The sequence below is a fragment of the Streptomonospora sp. PA3 genome (assembly GCF_009728995.1).
GTDB lineage: Bacteria > Actinomycetota > Actinomycetes > Streptosporangiales > Streptosporangiaceae > Streptomonospora.
The window spans coordinates 31,990-46,975 of sequence record NZ_VTZW01000015.1 but is presented as its reverse complement, the minus strand read 5'-3'; the positions used below and the strand labels follow the sequence as shown (position 1 = coordinate 46,975).

11 protein-coding genes are annotated in these 14,986 nt (G+C 73.6%); 6 read left to right on the top strand and 5 right to left on the bottom strand.

Annotated elements, in window-relative coordinates; all coding sequences use genetic code 11:
• Nucleotides 1-131: 131 nt before the first annotated feature.
• Nucleotides 132-1,250, bottom strand: a complete 1,119-nt coding sequence (locus FZ103_RS15205; RefSeq protein ID WP_343233547.1) for a glycosyltransferase family 1 protein — start codon at nucleotides 1,248-1,250, stop codon at nucleotides 132-134.
• Between the two features lie 280 nt (nucleotides 1,251-1,530).
• On the opposite strand from FZ103_RS15205, the gene FZ103_RS15200 reads away from it, so the two are divergent.
• Together FZ103_RS15200 and FZ103_RS15195 are read left to right on the top strand one after the other, a co-directional pair.
• The gene (locus tag FZ103_RS15200; protein WP_156001968.1) at nucleotides 1,531-1,782 is read left to right on the top strand and encodes a DUF6457 domain-containing protein; all 252 of its coding nucleotides are present in this window, start codon (nucleotides 1,531-1,533) and stop codon (nucleotides 1,780-1,782) included.
• A 214-nt stretch (nucleotides 1,783-1,996) separates the two neighbouring features.
• The gene (locus tag FZ103_RS15195; protein WP_156001965.1) at nucleotides 1,997-3,415 is read left to right on the top strand and encodes a sodium:alanine symporter family protein; all 1,419 of its coding nucleotides are present in this window, start codon (nucleotides 1,997-1,999) and stop codon (nucleotides 3,413-3,415) included.
• 123 nt (nucleotides 3,416-3,538) lie between these two features.
• Here FZ103_RS15195 and thiD read toward each other — a convergent pair whose 3' ends face one another.
• Both thiD and FZ103_RS15185 read right to left on the bottom strand, forming a co-directional pair.
• Nucleotides 3,539-4,360 carry a bifunctional hydroxymethylpyrimidine kinase/phosphomethylpyrimidine kinase gene (gene thiD / locus FZ103_RS15190; RefSeq protein WP_186356351.1) on the bottom strand — a complete coding sequence of 274 codons (822 nt, stop codon included), beginning with the start codon at nucleotides 4,358-4,360 and terminating at the stop codon, nucleotides 3,539-3,541.
• 212 nt (nucleotides 4,361-4,572) lie between these two features.
• Nucleotides 4,573-6,336, bottom strand: a complete 1,764-nt coding sequence (locus FZ103_RS15185; RefSeq protein ID WP_255430034.1) for an AMP-binding protein — start codon at nucleotides 6,334-6,336, stop codon at nucleotides 4,573-4,575.
• Nucleotides 6,337-6,574: 238 nt separating this feature from the next.
• Between FZ103_RS15185 and rocD the strand changes: the two genes are divergently transcribed.
• A complete protein-coding gene (gene rocD, locus FZ103_RS15180) occupies nucleotides 6,575-7,852 on the top strand; it encodes an ornithine--oxo-acid transaminase (protein WP_156001959.1) in 1,278 nt (425 codons plus the stop codon).
• Between the two features lie 232 nt (nucleotides 7,853-8,084).
• Here rocD and FZ103_RS15175 read toward each other — a convergent pair whose 3' ends face one another.
• Complete coding sequence (locus tag FZ103_RS15175) at nucleotides 8,085-9,161, bottom strand: SGNH/GDSL hydrolase family protein (RefSeq protein ID WP_156001957.1); 1,077 nt, start codon at nucleotides 9,159-9,161, stop codon at nucleotides 8,085-8,087.
• Between the two features lie 319 nt (nucleotides 9,162-9,480).
• On the opposite strand from FZ103_RS15175, the gene FZ103_RS15170 reads away from it, so the two are divergent.
• Nucleotides 9,481-11,451, top strand: a complete 1,971-nt coding sequence (locus FZ103_RS15170; protein WP_186356349.1) for an acetoacetate--CoA ligase — start codon at nucleotides 9,481-9,483, stop codon at nucleotides 11,449-11,451.
• 134 nt (nucleotides 11,452-11,585) lie between these two features.
• Complete coding sequence (locus FZ103_RS15165) at nucleotides 11,586-12,863, top strand: heparan-alpha-glucosaminide N-acetyltransferase domain-containing protein (protein ID WP_343233546.1); 1,278 nt, start codon at nucleotides 11,586-11,588, stop codon at nucleotides 12,861-12,863.
• Nucleotides 12,864-12,895: 32 nt separating this feature from the next.
• On the opposite strand, the gene FZ103_RS15160 is transcribed toward FZ103_RS15165, so the two are convergent.
• Nucleotides 12,896-13,666 carry an enoyl-CoA hydratase-related protein gene (locus FZ103_RS15160; RefSeq protein ID WP_156001954.1) on the bottom strand — a complete coding sequence of 257 codons (771 nt, stop codon included), beginning with the start codon at nucleotides 13,664-13,666 and terminating at the stop codon, nucleotides 12,896-12,898.
• 328 nt (nucleotides 13,667-13,994) lie between these two features.
• Here FZ103_RS15160 and FZ103_RS15155 point away from each other — a divergent pair, with 328 nt between their 5' ends.
• Complete coding sequence (locus tag FZ103_RS15155) at nucleotides 13,995-14,972, top strand: ABC transporter substrate-binding protein (RefSeq protein ID WP_156001951.1); 978 nt, start codon at nucleotides 13,995-13,997, stop codon at nucleotides 14,970-14,972.
• The last annotated feature ends 14 nt before the right edge of the window (nucleotides 14,973-14,986 follow it).

Here is a 14,986-nt window from a genome sequence, read left to right as displayed (position 1 = left end):
GCGGCTCCCCGCGCCGCGGACGCGCCCGGAGCCGCCGCGTGGCGCGGTCGGCGAGGTCGGCGGGGAGCAGGAACCCGGTCGTTGCGGAAGGGCCGGAACCGCTCCCCGCCGCGGGACAGCGTAGCGCCGCCTCAGGTGTGCAGCGCAATGCGGGGCGGCGCCGCGGCACCGGGGGCGATCACAGCGCGGTAGTGGTCCAGCAGCTGGTCGCCGACGACCTCCCAGGTCCGCGACTCCACCGACGGGCGCGCGGCGGCGGCCGTCCGCCGGCGCAAGGCGCCGTTGTGGATCAGCCGCCCCACCGCCACCCGCAGCTCGCGCACCGACGCCGGGTCGTAGAGCAACCCGTTGGCCTCCGGCTCGACGAGGTCGAGCGGACCCCCCGCGGCGGGGGCGACCACCGGCACCCCCGAGGCCAGCGCCTCCTGCACCGCCTGGCAGAAGGTCTCGTCGGCGCCGGTGTGCACAAACACGTCCAGCGCCGCGTACAGGCGCGACAGGTCCGCGCCGGTGCGCTCGCCGGTGAACACCGCCGAGGGGATCCGGCGCCGCAGCCGCGCCCTGTCGGGGCCGTCGCCGACGACCACCAGGCGGGCGCCCCGCAGCCGCGCAACCTGGGCGAGCAGGTCCACCCGCTTGTCCTTGGACAGCCGGCCGACGTAGCCGACGAGGACCTCGCCGCCGGGGGCCAGCCGCCGGCGCAGCCCTTCGTCGCGGTGCCGGGGATGGAAGCGCTCGGTGTCCACCCCGCGCCGCCACAGGCTGAGCCGGGGGAAGCCGCGCTCGGCCAGGGCCTGCTGCGTCGCCGAGGAGGGCACCAGCGTGCGGTCGACGGCCGCGTGGATGCGGCGCAGGAGCGGCCAGAAGGCATCCGCCCCCCATACGCCGTGCCGGGCGGCGAACCCCGCCAGGTCGGTCTGGTAGACCGCCACCGTGGGCAGCGCCAGCGGGCGGGCCGCGTCCACGGCCGCGCCGCCCAGCAGTACCGGAGAGGCCAGGTGCACGACGTCGGGTGCGAACGCGCGCAGCGCGGCCGCCACCAGCCGGCGCGCCGGCAGCCCGAGCGCGAACGTGCGGTAGCCGGGCAGCGGCACGCTGGGCACGCGCACGACCGGAAAGCCCGCGTAGGACGCGGGGCCGGCTCCCGGTGCGATGATGAGGGCCTGGTGGCCGCGTGCGCGCAGGTGCTCCGCCACGCGGCACACCGAGTTGGTGACACCGTTGACCTGCGGAAGGAACGACTCGGTCACGATCGCCACCCGCAGCGATCGCGCCGGAGGGGGATCGGGGGGCGGATACGGCGGACGCATGAGGCTCTCCCGGTTGTCGGGCCTGCTCCTGTGCGACACGCTAGACACGCCGCGTGAACCCGTGCGGACCGCAGGCGAACACTCCGTCGACGCCCCGCCGCCGGGAATGCGACATCGGACGGGCGCGCGGGCCCGCGGCCCGCACGCCTCCTGCGCGCAGCCGCCCGCAGCCGTATGATCGGCGACTGTCGCCCCAATCCCCGCAGGAAGAGGAGCCGCGATGACCCTGGTCGAATGGGCGCAGCGGGTCTGCGCCGAACTGGAGCTCTCCGACGAGATCGGCAAGTCCGACGTCGACCGCATCCTCGACCTCGCCAAGGACGCGGCGCACTCGGTGGCCCGCCCCGCGGCGCCGCTGACCACCTACCTGCTCGGTATCGCCGTGGGCCGCGGCGCCGACCCCGCCCAGGCGGCCGCGGCGGTCGCGTCGCTCGCCCGCGAGCAGGCCGCCGGATCCGCGGAAAACACCTGAAATCCGCAGGTCACACCGTTTTAACGCGAATGAGGCGCAATCACTGTGTGGATAAACCGTGATTCGCACGTGACGAGACGGTGTGACCCTGTCCTTGCGCAGGCGCACGCTCGCACCACCCGCCGCGCACGCGCTGCCGATCGCCCGCGCCGCACACGATGCAGGTACGTCCCGGTGGGCAGCGCCCCCGGATCCGATCGATAGGGAGTCGTCCATGTCCACCTTCCAGGACATCCTGGATCAAATCTCCTCAGTGGTATGGGGGCCGTTCACCCTCATCCCGCTCCTGCTGCTGACCGGAGTGTTCCTGACCGTCCGGCTGCGGCTGCTGCAGTTCCGGGTGCTGTTCCACGCGCTGTGGCTGGCGTTCGGCCGCCGCAAGGAGCACCACTCGGTCGAGGGCGACATCTCCCACTACCAGGCACTCAGCACGGCGCTGGCCGCGACCGTGGGTGTGGGCAACATCGCCGGTGCCGCCCTGGCGATCGGGGTAGGCGGGCCGGGCGCGCTGTTCTGGATGTGGATCGTCGGCCTCGTCGGCATGGCCACCAAGTACAGCGAGGCCCTGCTGGGCGTGAAGTACCGCCGCACCGACGCTCACGGTGAGCAGAGCGGCGGCCCGATGTTCTACCTGCGCCGCGGCCTGCCCGGCGGGTTCGGCCTCGTGCTGGGCGGCGCGTTTGCCGTCTTCGGCGCCATCGCCTCCTTCGGCATCGGCAACGGCACCCAGGCCAACACCGTCGCCCAGCAGCTCGGCTCGGTGTGGGACGTGCCCGACTGGGTCACCGGCCTGGTGCTGGTCGTCCTCGCCGGCGCCGTCATCATCGGCGGCATCAAGAGCATCGGCCGCTTCGCCGCGGCGGTGGTGCCGATCATGATCGTGCTCTACGTGGCCCTGTCCCTGCTGGTGCTCATCGTCAACGTCGGCGCGCTGCCCGGAGCCCTCGCCCTCGTCTTCACCGAGGCCTTCACCGGCGAGTCGGCGGCCGGGGGCCTGCTGGGCTCGGCGCTCCTGCTGGCCATCCAGCAGGGCGTGGAGCGCGGCATCTTCTCCAACGAGTCCGGCCTGGGCACCGGCGGTATCGCCGCCGCCTCGGCCAAGACCGACCAGCCCGTGCGCCAGGCCATGGTCTCGATGACCCAGACCTTCATCGACACGATCATCGTGGTCACCATGACCTGCATGGTCATCATCGTCACGGGGGCCTGGAGGGCCGAGGGCGCCGAGGACGGCTCGCTGCTGACCTCCCAGGCCATGGCGGACGGCCTGTCGACGCTGTCCCCGGCGCTCGCGCCCCTGGGCACCTACAGCGTCGCCCTCGCCGTGGCCGTCTTCGCGTTCACCACGCTGGTGGGCTGGTCCTACTACGGCGAGCGCTGCATGGACTTCCTGGTCGGGCGCAAGGGCGTGCTGCCGTTCCGGATCGTCTTCGTCGCGGTCATCTTCGTGGGCGCGACGGTGCCGCTGGACATCGTCTGGAGCTTCAGCGGCATCGCCAACGGCCTCATGGCGCTGCCCAACCTCGTCGGGCTGCTGCTGCTGTCGGGCGTGGTGGCCGCCGAGACCAAGCGGTACTTCGAGAACCCGAACTGGAAGGACCCCGAGGCGCCGATGCCCAAGGTCTACGACTGACAACACCGGTGCGGGGCCGCGCGGCCCCGCACCCGGTGATACGAGAGGGGCGCCCCGCCGCGGCGGGGCGCCCCTCCTTCTTTCCGTCCGCGGGCGGCGGAGGGGTGCCGCCCGCCGCCGGGGTCAGGCGCCGGTGCCCTCGCCCCACCAGCGGTGGAAGTGGTGCACCGGGCCCTTGCCGCGGCCCGCGTCGAGCTCGTCGGCGCGGCGCAGCGCCTCGGTGAGGTAGTCCTTGGCGTCGCGCACCGCCTCGGAGAAGCTGCGCCGCTGCGGGCGCAGCGCCGCGATCGCCGAGGACAGGGTGCAGCCGGTGCCGTGGGTGTTGCGGGTGGCGATGCGCTCGGCCGAGAACGTCTCGGTGATGCCGTCGGGTGCCACCAACAGGTCGGTGCTGCTCTGCCCGCTGAGGTGGCCGCCCTTGAGCAGCACCCGCTTGGCGCCCAGGTCCAGCAGCCGCTCGGCCTGCTCGCGCATGGAGGACAGGTCCCGGCGCTCGTTCTCGCCCAGCAGCTCCGCGGCCTCGGGCAGATTGGGGGTGACCAGGTCGGCGCGGGGCACCAGTTCGGTGCGCACGGCCTCGATCGCGTCGGCCGACAGCAGCCGGTCGCCGCTCTTGGCCACCATCACCGGGTCCAGCACCACATGCGGGGGCTCATAGGCGTCCAGCGCCTTGACCACCGCCCGGATCACCCCGGTGTTGGCCAGCATGCCGATCTTGACGGCGTCGACGCGGGCATCGGTCAGCAGCGTGTCGAGCTGGTGCCCGACGAACTCCGGCGGGACCTCGTGCACCCCGGTCACCCCCACCGTCGACTGGGCGGTGAGCGCGGTGACGACGGCCATGCCGTAGCCCCCGAGGGCCGAGAAGGTCTTCAGATCCGCCTGTACGCCGGCGCCGCCGCTGGGGTCGCTGCCGGCGATCGACAGGATGTTGCAGGTCCTCACGTGCGTTCCTTCGCTGGTCCGGGGCCGGTCGGGGTGGCGGGCCGCCGCTGGCCGCCGGTCCGCGCGCAGCGCGGGAGCCGGTGGGCGCCGGCCGGGGACGCCGCCGGCGGGCCGCGCCCCTGTATGCAGTCGTACCCGCCCGCGCGGCCCCCCACATGCCGTCTATGCGGCGAAACGGCCCCGAACCGGTCACGGCGGGGCACCGGTGCGGCTCAGCCCTCCTGCGCCGGCGGCACCTCCGTCCGGCCGGGTCCGGCCGCGGGCCCGGCGCGACCGGTGCTGACCAGCCCGGCGGCCCAGCGGTAGTCCTGCTTGCCGACGGCCGTGCGGTGCACCCGCTCGACGACGTGGACGCTGCGCGGCACCTTGAACCCCGCCAGGTGGCGCCGGCAGTGCCGCCGCAGTTCCTCGGCGTCGGGGGCGCCCTCCTCGGCGGGGGCCACGATCGCGGCCACGCGCCGGCCCAGGACCTCGTCGGGCGCACCCACCACGATGGCGTCGGCCACGCCGGGGTGGGCCTTGACCACCGCCTCCACCTCCTCGGCGAAAACCTTCTCGCCGCCGGTGTTGATGACGGCCGAGCCGCGGCCCAGCAGGGTGACGGTGCCGTCCGCGGCGATCGTGCCGTAGTCGCCCGACAGCACCCAGCGGCGGCCGTCGGAGTCGACGGGGAAGGTCCGCGCCGTCGCCTCGGGGTCGTTGTAGTAGCCCAGCGGGATGCGGCCGGTCCGGGCGATGCGCCCGATGCGGTCCGAACCCGGCGGCAGCGGCCGCAGGTTCTCGTCGAGCACCGCCACGCTCTGGCCCATCGCGAAGCGGCCCGCGTCCGCGCCCGGGCCGGGCGCCGCCCCGCACACCCCCGTCTCCGAACCGCCGTAGCTGTCGTTGATCGCGATCCCCGGCCGCCACGTCCGCCACATCCGCCGCACCGCCGGTGTCAGCGGGGTGCCGCCGGAGGTGAGGGCGGCGAGGTCGGGGCAGCGGTCGGGGGTCTGGGCGAGGCGGCCGGCCAGCGGGCGGGCCATCGCGTCGCCGACGACCTGGACGGCGTGCACCCGCTCGGCCTCGGCCACCTCCAGGACGCGCTCGGCGTCGAAGGCGCGCTCGGTGTAGAGCACCACGGTGCCGCCCGCGAACAGCGCCGCAAGCGCGTTCCACTGGCCGGCGGCGTGCATCAGCGGCCCCAGGACCAGCAGCCGCCGCGGGGAGCGGTCCCGCGCCCGCCGGGCGACCTCCTCGGGGCTCCGGGCGCGCGCCCGGCCCCGCCCGCGCCGCTCCAGGGCGGCGCGGAACAGATCGGCCTGGCGCCAGACCACGCCCTTGGGCAGCCCGGTGGTGCCGCCGGTGTAGAGCAGGTAGCGGGCGTCGCCCGCGGCGTCGGAGTCGGCCGCCCCCGCTGGAGCGGATGCGGCCGCGGCGAGCGCCCCGGTGTAGTCGGCGGCGCCGGGCGCGCGGGAATCGGCCTCCCAGGCGGCGGGGGCGGTGCCGTCGTCGAGCAGGACTACGTGGCGCAGGCCCGGCAGGCGCGGCCCGTCCTCCAGCAGCCGGGCGGCGTGCGCCCGTTCGGCGATCAGGGCCGAGGCCCCGGAGTCGGCGAGCACCTGCTCGAGCTCCGCCCGGATGTAGCGCTGGTTGAGGTTGACCGGGACCGCGCCGGCGCGCAGCACGCCGAAGAACGCCTCCAGCCACTCGACCCGGTTGCGGCTGAGGACGGCCACGTGCGCGCCCGGCGCCGTCCCCGAGGCGGCCAGGTGCGAGCCCAGGCGGTCGGCGCGGGCGTCGAGGTCGGCATAGGTGCGGCGCAGCCCGCCGCCGACGAGGGCGGTGCGCTCCGGAACGGCCGCGGCGACCGCGCGCAGCAGACCCGCGAGCGAGAGGCGCCGGTCGCCGTACCGGTCGGCGGCGGCGCGCCCGTGCCCGCCCGGAGCGGCCCAGGGGCGGCGGGCCCCTGCCGTGCGCTTGGCTGTCTCCATCATGGGTCCCCTTGACGCGGCGTACCCGAGAAATGCCATGGCGACCGATGATGCCCCTATGGGACGCATCACAGCAGGCCGGGGGGTCCTTAGGCCGTATTCGGCGGGCCGGGGGCGCCGCCGGAACCGCATCAGGCGTCCCGCGCGTCCCTCGCGGCCCGCGGGTGCCGGGCGCTTCACACGGTGAGACAACGGGTATCCACTGAGCGGCAATCGATCAAGGGTGATCGGAGGAACCTGAATGAGCGAGACCCGCGCTCAGGTACCGCAGGAGCCCGGTGGCGACCCCGCCGGCCCCATCGAATCGACAGGCGAGCACATCAGGCTGGCCGAGACCCACTCCGCCCACAACTACGCCCCCCTGCCCGTCGTCATCGCCGAGGGCGATGGCGCATGGGTGACCGACGTCGAGGGACGCCGCTACCTCGACTGCCTGGCCGGCTACTCCGCCGTCAACTTCGGTCACCGCAACCCCGACCTCGTCGCGGCGGCGCGCCGGCAGCTGGACCGCGTCACGCTGACCAGCCGCGCCTTCTACCACGACGGCTTCGCCCCCTTCGTCACGGCACTGGCCGACCTCGCCGGCAAGGGCCAGGTGCTGCCGATGAACTCCGGCGCCGAAGCCGTCGAGACCGCGATCAAGGTCGCCCGCCGATGGGCCTACGACGTCAAGGGCGTCCCCCGCGACGAGGCGTCCATCGTCGTCGCCGGCGGCAACTTCCACGGACGCACCACCACCATCGTCTCCTTCTCCGACGACCCCGACGCCTACGGCGGCTACGGGCCCTACACCCCCGGATTCCGCACCGTCCCCTACGGCGACGCCGAGGCGGTCGCCGCCGCCGTCGACTCCACCACGGCGGCGGTGCTGGTCGAGCCGGTCCAGGGCGAGGCGGGCGTGATCGTCCCGCCGCCCGACTACCTGCCGCGCCTGCGCGAGCTGTGCGACCGGCGGCAGGTGCTGCTGATCGCCGACGAGGTCCAGTCGGGCCTGGGCCGCACCGGGACCGTGCGGGCCTGCGAGCACACCGGCGTCGTCCCCGACGCCTACCTGTTCGGCAAGGCGCTGGGCGGCGGCATCATGCCGGTCTCGGCGATGGTCGCCGACGAGGACGTGCTCGGGGTGATCAAACCCGGCCAGCACGGCAGCACCTTCGGCGGAAACCCGATGGCCTGCGCCATCGGCGCGACCGTGGTGCGGATGCTGCGCGAGGGCCCCTACCTCGGCGACGCGCGGCGCCTGGGCGAGCTGCTGCGCACCCGGCTCAAGGAGTTCGAGGGCCGCGGTGTGGTCGCCGCCCGCTGCATCGGCCTGTGGGCGGGCATCGACGTGGCACCGGAGCTGGCCACCGGGCGGCGGATGTGCGAACTGCTGGCCGAGCGCGGCGTCCTGGTCAAGGACACCCACGGCTCCACGATCCGGCTCTCGCCGCCGCTGGTGGTCTCCGACGACGACCTCGACTGGGCTCTCGACCAGATCGCGGCGGTGCTGACCGACCTGGGCGCCGGCCGCGCCTGAGGCGGACCGCGGCGAGCCCCGTCCCCGCCGGCCGGCGGGGACGGGCGCGGGAAAGCCCGAGCGGGTGTGCGGGGCGCGGCGCCGTCTGGACTGACGAGCGAGGAACGAGCGACTGAGCGAGGAGGGAAGGCGGCGCCTCAAAGCGCCCTGCACACCCGCAGGAAAGCGCGCGCGGGTGTGCGGGGCGCGGCGAAGCGCCCTGCACACCCGCGGGAAAACCCGAGCGCGCCCGCTAGTCCAGCTCGCCCGCCAGCACATCCGGCTCGGCGCCCTCCAGTGTCTCCTGGGCGACGTAGAGCGGCCGCTCCGGGCCCTCCTCCAGCTGCCGCAGGATCCGCTCGCTGAACGCCTTGTGCCCGCCCGCGTTGGGGTGGAACGTGCCGTGGCCGACCTCCACCCCCTGGGCGAAGCCCCCCAGCACCACCCCGTTGAGCCAGGGCTCCTCGGTGCCGACCTCGTGGCCCTTGATCGCCGTGTACATCCGCACGAACTCGACGCTGCCGGTCTGGCGGTCCTCGACGATGCGGGAGTCGAGCCCGGCGACCTTGTCCCGCACGCGGGAGCTGAACCGCTTGAGGAGCTCGTTGAGCCATTCCTGGTCGTCGGGGGCCAGCGTGTAGTACATGCCCGAGGGGTCGGCGGGGAAGATCCGCGGGTAGCCCACGACCAGGATGCGCGCATCGGGCGCGCGGTCGCGGATCTCCTCGACGATGTCCTCCAGGGTGTCGTCGAAGTGCCGCATCCGGCGCTCGATGTCCTCCTCCTGGTCGCTGCAGGCCGTCGCGTCCATCAGCGGCACCCGCACCATGCACTCCCGCAGCACCTTGGTGAAGCCCAGGTCGTTGCCGCCGATACCGATGGTGACCAGGGAGGTGTGCGCGTCCACCCGTCCGATCTGGGAGTCGGCCTCCTCCAGCGACTCCAGCATCGAGGCGCCGCGCTGGCGGCTGCAGGCGTAGAACCCGAGCTGCCCGGCGAAGTCGAAGGAGCGGGCAACGCGCTTGGGGTAGGCGTTCTCCGAGCGCCTGCAGCCGTCCTCGCCCAACGTGCCCTCGATGTAGTCGCCCGCGCCCTGGCCCGAGGAGTAGGAGTCGCCGAGGGCGACGTAGTTGCCCCAGGCCGCCGCCTCCTCAGGGGTGAGGCGCTCGCGCCAGCCCGAGGCGCCGTCGTCGTCGCGGCGCGGGTCCTCCAGCCGCGTGCAGCCCCGGCCGGTGACCTCGCACCACGCGTCCAGCACCCCTTCGCGGGTGACCGGAACCAGCATGACGGCCACGCACACCAGCGCGGCGGCCGCCGCCACCGCGCTCATGGTCCATGTCCGCCGGCTGAGAGAGGGGATGCGCACCGCTCGATCTGCCTTCCGTTTCCCAGTGCGTCCACGCCCGCCCGGCCCATCCGGCTTCCGGCGCGGCGGACCGGCGTCCACTGCTAGGAAGGCTACCCGCGCCCGCGGCGCCGTCCGCGGCGCCGATCCGTTCGGCCACACCCCGGCCGCGCGGAATGTGTGGCCGGCCCCCACCACCCCGGCCGCGTGTGACCTGCGGGGCCTGTTGTTAGATGATGGGCGTCACACCGGCCGGCCGGACCCGCGCTCCGGCGTGCAGCACCGACGAAGGAGGAAGCCGGATATGCCGACAGCGCCGCCGCTGCTGTGGAAGCCGGACCAGGACCGGCGCGAGCGCGCCAACATCACCCCCTTCACCCGGTGGGTGCGCGAGCACCGCGGAGTCGAGGCCGAGGACTACGACGCGCTGTGGCGGTGGTCGGTCACCGACCTCGACGGCTTCTGGTCGGCGATCTGGCAGTACTACGGCGTCAGCGCCGAAACCCCCTACGAACAGGTCCTCGGCGACGACTCCATGCCCGGCGCCGCTTGGTTCCCCGGAGCGCGGCTCAACTACGCCCGGCACGTCTTCGCCGGCCGCGACGACGACGCGGTGGCCATCAGGCACGCCTCCGAGCTGCGGATGCTGGGGGAGTGGACCTGGGGCGAACTGCGCGCCCGCACCGCCGCCATCGCCCAGGGGCTGCGCCACCTCGGCGTGCGGCCGGGCGACCGCGTCGTGGCCTACCTGCCCAACATCGCCGAGACGGTGGCCGCGTTCTACGCCTGCGCCTCCATCGGCGCCGTCTGGTCCTCCTGCTCGCCCGACTTCGGGGTGCGCAGCGTCGTGGACCGCTTCGCCCAGATCGAGCCGAAGGTGCTGCTGGCCGTCGACGGCTACCGCTACGGCGGCAAGGACTTCGACCGCACCGGCGTGATCGCCCAACTCCGCGCCGAACTGCCCACCGTCGAGCACACCGTCGTGCTGAACTACCTGCGCGACGAGCCCGTCGAGGGCGCGCTGAGCTGGGACGAGCTGGAATCGGCCGGTGCGGGCGCCGAGCCGGCCTTCGCCGAGGTGCCCTTCGACCACCCGCTGTGGGTGCTGTACTCCTCGGGCACCACCGGCCTGCCCAAGGCCATCGTGCACGGCCACGGCGGCATCCTGCTGGAGCAGCTGAAGAACCTCCACCTGCACCTGGACGCCCAGGCCGGCGACCGCGTGTTCTGGTACACCACGACCGGCTGGATGATGTGGAACTTCCTGGTCAGCGTGCTGCTGACCGACGCCTCCATCGTCCTCTACGACGGCAGCCCCGGCCACCCCGACCTGGGGGCGCTGTGGGACCTGGCCGAGCGCGCCCAGATCACGATCTTCGGTACGAGCGCGGGCTTTCTGGCCTCCTGCATGAAGGAGGGCGTCCACCCGGCCCGCGGCCGCGACCTGTCCCGGCTGCACGCGGTCGGCTCCACCGGCTCCCCGCTCAGCCCCGAGGGCTTCGAGTGGTGCTATCGCGAACTCGGCCGGAACCTGTGGCTGTTCTCCACCAGCGGCGGCACCGACATCTGCAGCTGTCTCGTCGGCGGGGTGCCCACTCTGCCGGTCTACCAGGGCGAGATCCAGGCGCGCTCGCTTGGCATGGCCGTCGCCGCCTGGGACCCCGACGGCAACGAGCTGATCGGCGAGGTGGGGGAGCTGGTCGTCACCCGGCCGGCGCCGTCGATGCCGCTCTACTTCTGGAACGACCCCGGCGGCGAGCGGCTGCGCGACAGCTACTTCTCCATGTACCCGGGGGTGTGGCGCCACGGCGACTGGATCGAGATCACCGAGCGCGGCACGGCGGTCATCTACGGCCGCTCGGACTCCACCATCAACCGCGGCGGCGTGCGCATGGGCACCAGCGAGATCTACCGCGCCGTGCTGGCGCTGGACGAGGTCACCGACGCGCTCGTGGTCGACGTGCCCCAGCCCGACGGCGGCTCGCGCATCGAGCTGTTCGTGGTGGTGCGCGAGGGTACGGCCCTGGACGACGACCTGGCCGCGCGCCTGGCCCGGCGCGTCCGCGAGGACTGCTCGCCCCGCCACGTGCCCGACGCGGTGCGCGCCATCAGCGAGGTGCCGCGCACGCTGTCCGGAAAGGTGCTGGAGGTCCCGGTCAAGCGCATCCTCATGGGAGAGAGCCCCGAGAGGGTCGCCAGCCGCGACTCGCTGGCCAACCCGCAGGCGCTGGACTACTTCACCCGGCTGGCCGCCGAACGCTCCGGCGGCGCGTGAGCCTCGCGGGGGCGGTCCCGGAGCCGGGGCCGCCCCCGCACCCGCCCCGCCGCCCGGCGCCCCTGGCCCCGCTGCGCCCTCGGCGCCTGCGGGTGCGATGGGACAAACCTCGCGGACCGCCTAGTCTGGTCCGCGTGTCGCAGCAGATTCCCCAGCAGGGGAGCCAAGCCGCCCGCGACGCCCGCGGCGGGCGGATCGCGGGCATCGACGTCGCCCGCGCGCTCGCGGTGTTCGGCATGTTCACCGTCCACCTCGGCGTCGGATCCATCGGCGTCTTCGGCGCAGACGCGTTCGGCGAGTCCGCGGCCGAGGCCGTCCACCAGCTCGCCCGGGGCCGCTCCTCGGCGCTCTTCGCGTTCCTGGCCGGGGTCTCGCTCGCACTGATGACCGGGCGCACCCGCCCGCTGGAGGGCACCGCGCTGCAGCGGGCGCGCGCCCGCATCCTGGTGCGCGCCCTCGTGCTGGCCCTGCTGGGGCTGATGCTGGACCTCACCGGCGCGCCGATCGCCGTCATCCTCACCTACTACGGCGGGTTCTTCCTGCTGGCGCTGCCCCTGCTGCGGCTGCGCGCCCCCGCCCTGGGCGCGATCGCCGCGGCGATCGCGGTGCTGGGACCGGTGCTGTCCTACCTGGTCCGCGACGCCATGGGCGCCCCCGGGCCGCGCTACTCCTCCATCGGCGGCATCACCGACTTCCTGCTGACCGGCTACTACCCCGCCGCCACCTTCATGGCGTTCGTGACCGCCGGCATGGCGGTGGGGCGACTCGATCTGGCGGCGCTGCGGGTGCGCGCGGTGCTGGCGGCGAGCGGAGCCGGACTCGCGCTGCTGGGCTACGGCGGCTCCTGGCTGCTGCTCTACCCACTGGGCGGCATCGACCGGCTGCTGCAGGCCCGCCTGGGCGCCGTCGACCTCTCCGCCACCGACCCCGTGCTGCGCGCGCCGATGCGCAGCGACATCGCCGCCGAACTGAACGACCTGCACGGCCAGGTGCCCACCGACTCCTGGTGGTACCTGGCGGTGGCCACGCCCCACAGCGGCACCGGTTTCGAGATCGCCGGCGCCGTCGGCACGGCACTGCTGGTGCTGGTGGCCTGCATGGTGGCCGCCGACGCCGCGGCGGCGCCGCTGTACCCGCTGGCCGCCGCAGGATCCATGGCGCTGACCATCTACACCGGCCACATCCTGGTGATCGCCGCCCTGGGGTTCTCCTTCCAGGACACCGCGCCCTTCCGGCTGGAGGCGTTCGTGATCGGTGCGCTGCTCTTCGCCGCCCTGTGGCGCCTCATCCTGGGCCGCGGTCCGCTGGAGCGGGCCCTGGGATCGGCCGGCGACGCCGTCGCCGAACTCGTCACCGCCTCCTCCCCGCCGGTGGACAGCGGCGGGGCGGGCCCGCCCCAGTCGAGGCGCTGAGGCGGGCCGCCACCGCTGCGGGGACCGACGCGTCACTCCGCCCAGCGGGGCGGGCGCTTCTCCAGGAAGGCGGCGATGCCCTCGCGCGCCTCGGGCGTCTGGCTGCTGGCCGCCATGACCTCCACGGCGTGGGTGTAGGCGTCGCGCTCGGGCCGGTCGAACTGGGCGTAGAGGGCCTGCTTGCCCAGAGCGGTGCTGCGCGGCGCGCCGCGGGTGGCGCGCTCCAGCAGGTCGTGCGCAGCGGCGTCGAGCTCGGCGTCGGGGACCGCCCGGTTGACCAGGCCCCACTCCGCGGCGGTGGCGGCGTCGACGGCGTCTCCGGTCAGAGCCATCTCCAGGGCGCGCTTGCGCCCGATGCAGCGGGAGATCGCCACCATCGGCGTGTGGCAGAACCAGCCGCCCTTGCCGCCGGGCGCGGCGAAGCCGGCGCTGTTGGCGGCCACGGCCAGGTCGCAGTCGGCGACGAGCTGGCATCCGGCCGCGGTGGCCAGCCCGTGCACCCGCGCCAGCACCACCTGCGGCACCGACTGGATCGTCTCCATCAGGCCTACGCAGGTGCGCAGCAGCTCCCGGGCGCCGTCGAGATCGGCCTCGGCCACGTCGGCGAAGTCGTGGCCGGCGCTGAAGACCGGGCCGTTGCCGGCCAGGATGACACCGGTGGCATCGGAGGCGGCGACCTCCTCGAAGGCCGCGGTCAGTCGGCGCATCTGGTCCAGGGACAGCGCGTTGCGGCGGCCGGGCCGGTTCATCGTGATGGTGGCCACGGCGCCGTCGCGTTCGACGAGGACGGGTTCTTCGCTCATGGCACGACGCTACGCCGCGGCGGCGCCGCCCGGCAGGGGAGCGCGCCGGATGATCCGCTCGCTCGGGCCCCGTGCCTCAAGGCCGGTCCTCCGCCGCGGGGACGGCCGGAGCCGGACACGCATGTCTCAGAGCGATAACCGGTATTGACATAGCCTATGTTAGCGCTAACAGTTGTGGGGTACATCACGCCGCCGGTCTGGCGGCTCCCCTATCCCCCTGTTCGCTGACGACTCGTTCACCCCCTGGTTGTGGCCGATCCGCCGGTTCCAGCGCGGATTGTTAGCGCTAACACCGGTGCTTCGTCCACGTTCCATCAAGGAGACCCCCATGAAGAAGGCACTCTCGGCGGCTGCGGCCGCTCTCGCGCTCGCGGTGGCGGCGACCGCCTGCGGAGGCGGCGGCGAAGGCGCCCAGTCCGGCGGCGATGACCCCATCGTCCTCGGCTTCTCGCAGGTCGGCGCCGAAAGCGGCTGGCGCACCGCCAACACCGAGTCCATCAAGCAGGCGGCCAAGGAGGCGGGCATCGAGCTGAAGTTCTCCGATGCCCAACAGCAGCAGCAGAACCAGATCCAGGCCATCCGCAGCTTCATCCAGCAGAACGTCGACGTGATCGCGTTCTCGCCGGTCGTGGAGTCCGGCTGGGACACCGTGCTGCTGGAGGCCAAGGCCGCGGGCATCCCCGTCGTGCTGACCGACCGCGCCGTCGAGACCGACCAGAAGGACGTCTACGAGACCTTCCTCGGCTCCGACTTCGTCGAAGAGGGCCGCAAGGCCGGCCGGTGGCTGGTCGAGGAGTACGCCGACACCGACGACCAGGTCAACATCGTCGAACTGCAGGGCACCACCGGGTCCGCGCCCGCCAACGACCGCAAGGAGGGCTTCGCCGAGATCATCGGCGAGCACGACAAGTTCGAGGTCGTCGCCTCCCAGAGCGGCGACTTCACCCGGTCCGGCGGCCAGGAGGTCATGCAGGCCTTCCTCAGCTCCCACGACGACATCGACGTCCTCTACGCCCACAACGACGACATGGCGCTGGGGGCCATCGAGTCCATCGAAGCGGCCGGCCTCGAACCCGGCGAGGACATCACGATCATCTCCATCGACGGCATCAAGGACGCCTTCCGGGCGATGGCCGACGGCAAGATCAACCTGGTCGTCGAGTGCAACCCGCTGATCGGCCCCCAGCTGATGGACCTCGTCGAGAAGGTCCACGCGGGCGAGGAGGTCAAGCCCCGCATCACGGTCGAGGAGGGCGTCTTCACCCAGGACGAGGCCGCGGAGGCGCTGCCCGACCGCAAGTACTGACCCGCCCGCCACCG